This is a genomic window from Streptomyces sp. SID1328, assembly GCF_009865595.1.
GTDB lineage: Bacteria > Actinomycetota > Actinomycetes > Streptomycetales > Streptomycetaceae > Streptomyces > Streptomyces griseoluteus.
Map to the genome: position 1 here is coordinate 1 of NZ_WWKH01000804.1, position 2,510 is coordinate 2,510.

General features: G+C 69.6%; 1 protein-coding gene and 1 pseudogene. One reads left to right on the forward strand and one right to left on the reverse strand.

Annotated features, from left to right (window positions below; genetic code table 11):
• Positions 1 to 41: 41 nt before the first annotated feature.
• Positions 42 to 849 (reverse strand): annotated as a pseudogene (locus tag GT030_RS25805) (IS5 family transposase).
• 459 nt (positions 850 to 1,308) lie between these two features.
• On the opposite strand from GT030_RS25805, the gene GT030_RS25810 reads away from it, so the two are divergent.
• A partial coding sequence (locus tag GT030_RS25810; RefSeq protein WP_161203164.1) for an MFS transporter occupies positions 1,309 to 2,510 on the forward strand: 1,202 nt, incomplete at its 3' end.

Here is a 2,510-nt window from a genome sequence, read left to right on the forward strand (position 1 = left end):
ACTGCCAACTGACCATGTAGGACACGGTCTTAGACATCGTTTCATTTGGTGAGTCGTCGGTAGTTGATGAGGCTGGTGGCGATGGCTGTGACCGCGAGGAAGTGCTCGGGTTTCCGTTCGTAGCGCCGGTGCAGGCGGCGGCTGCCGGCAAGCCAGGACATGGTCCGCTCGACCACCCAGCGGTGTCGGCCCAGTCGCTGCGAAGAGTCGGTACCGCGGCGCGCGATGCGGGGTGTGATGCCGTGTTCCCGGAGCCATCGCCGCAGGTGGGGGTAGTCGTAGCCCTTGTCCCCGTGGAGTTTCCCAGGCCGCCGCGGGCGGGGACCGCGTCGGTTGCGCACCGGCGGGATCGAGGCGATCAGGGGCTGCAGCGCGAGGCTGTCGTGCGTGTTAGCAGCTGAGACGGCGACGGCGACGGGCAGGCCGTTGCGGTCCACGACCAGGTGGATTTTCGATCCGCTCTTGCCTCGATCGGTCGGATTCGGTCCGGTCAGCTCCCCCCTTTGAGTGCACGGATGCTGACGGAGTCGACGGCGAAGCGCGACCAGTCCAGCTCGCCCCGCGCTCCGAGTTCGTCGAGGATGACGCGGTGCAGTCGGGCCCAGACCCGGGCCTGGCTCCAGCGGGCGAAGCGCCGGTAGACCGTGGGCCAGGCCGGCCCGAAGACCGGTGGCACCTGCCGCCATGAGCACCCCGACGGGCCACGAACACGATCGCTGCCAAACACTCGCGGTCCCCGGCCCGCCGTCGACCACCACCCTGTGGCCGTATGACCACCGTCTCCGGCACCACCCGCCGGAACAACTCCCACAACTCATCCGGCACCAGGCGCTCAGCAAGGCTCGTCATACCAACACGGACCTGGCCCCCCTGACAGATGGGCGGTTGCATTTGCCTGTTCTGATGTGCCCGGCTGCAGGCCGAGGTGTCCCTCGGAGGAAGCGTGCAGTTCAATGTCCTGCAAGTCCGCGGGCGGCCCCTCTCCCCCGTGCCAGGGCAGGCATTCCTGGTTCGGGACAACGCAGCAGCGGGGCGAGCTGGTCGGGCAGCCTGGACGAGGTCACCCCTGAGCAGCCGCCGCGCCGCTCGCGGCGAGCGCAAGGACTACGCCTGCCCGCGTGAACCGGTCCCGGACGGGGGCCAGGCCGATGTGTTCGAGGCGATCCACACGCCCACCCGCACGACCGTCGCGCCGAAGAATCCGCACAGCAAGTACCCGGCGGGCGCGGAGGCCGGGCTCGACCACCCCGCATCCCGGCTCCCTTCTCCCGGCTGGTGCGACCGGCCGCGACTGCATAGCGTGATCACATGACCACAGAAATGACCCAGCCCGCTCTCGACGACCGGCGATGGAAAGCGCTCGCGGTCTGTCTGACCGCGGGATTCATCTCGCTGCTCGACGTCTCGATCGTGAACGTGGCGCTGCCTTCCATGGAGCGCGGACTCGGTGCCTCCGAAGCCACCCAGTCCTGGGTGGTGTCCGGGTACGCCCTCGCTTTCGGGCTCGCGCTGGCACCGGCCGGGCGACTGGGTGACCTACGGGGCCGCCGCCAGGCATTGTTGTTCGGCCTCGCCGTGTTCACGGCCGCGTCGGTGGCGTGCGGCCTCGCCGCCGGCCCCACCTGGCTGGTGGTGTGCCGGCTGGTCCAGGGTGCGGCCGCCGGTGTGGTCGCACCGCAGACCTCCGGGCTGATCCAGCAGATGTTCCAGGGTGCCGAGCGAGCCCGGGCGTTCGGCTTTCACGGCAGCGTCGTCGCCGTGTCCACCGCGGTGGGCCCGCTGGCGGGCGGACTGCTGATCCACGCGTTCGGCACGGCCGACGGATGGCGCTGGGTGTTCTTCGTCAACGTGCCGATCGGGGTGGCGGCCCTGGTCGCGGGGAACCGGCTGCTGCCCCGCTTCCCGGTGCCGGACATCCGACGGGAGAAGTTCGACCCGTTCGGCGTCCTGTTGCTCGGCACGGGCGTCCTCGCGCTGCTGCTGCCCCTGGTGCAGGAGCAGCAGTGGCAGGGCCGGGCCAAGTGGCTGCTGATTCCGGTGGCCGCACTGCTGCTCGGCGCCTTCTGGGCCTGGGAGAGGGCCCAGGGACGCCAGGGGAAGGCACCGCTGGTCGACCTCGGGCTGTTCTCCCTGCGTTCCTTCACGCTCGGCGCTCTGATCAGCCTCATGTTCTTCGCCGGGCTGACCACCATCTTCTTCGTCCTGTCACTGTTCCTGCAGAACACCGCGGGATACAGCGCGCTCGCCGCGGGTGTGACGATCCTGCCCTTCGCGGCCGCTTCGGCGGTCGGCGCTGCCATCGGAGGACGGCTGGTGATGCGCTACGGCCGCAGCCTGGTCGTCATCGGCCTGAGCGGGGTTGCTCTCGGATTGCTCGGTGTCGTCGTCGCCGTTCAGCTGGTGCCCGGGGACGGCGTGGGCTGGGCCATGGTGCTGCCGCTGGTCATCGGGGGAATCGGGTCCGGACTCACAGTCTCGCCCAACACGACCCTCACGCTCACGCTCGTGCC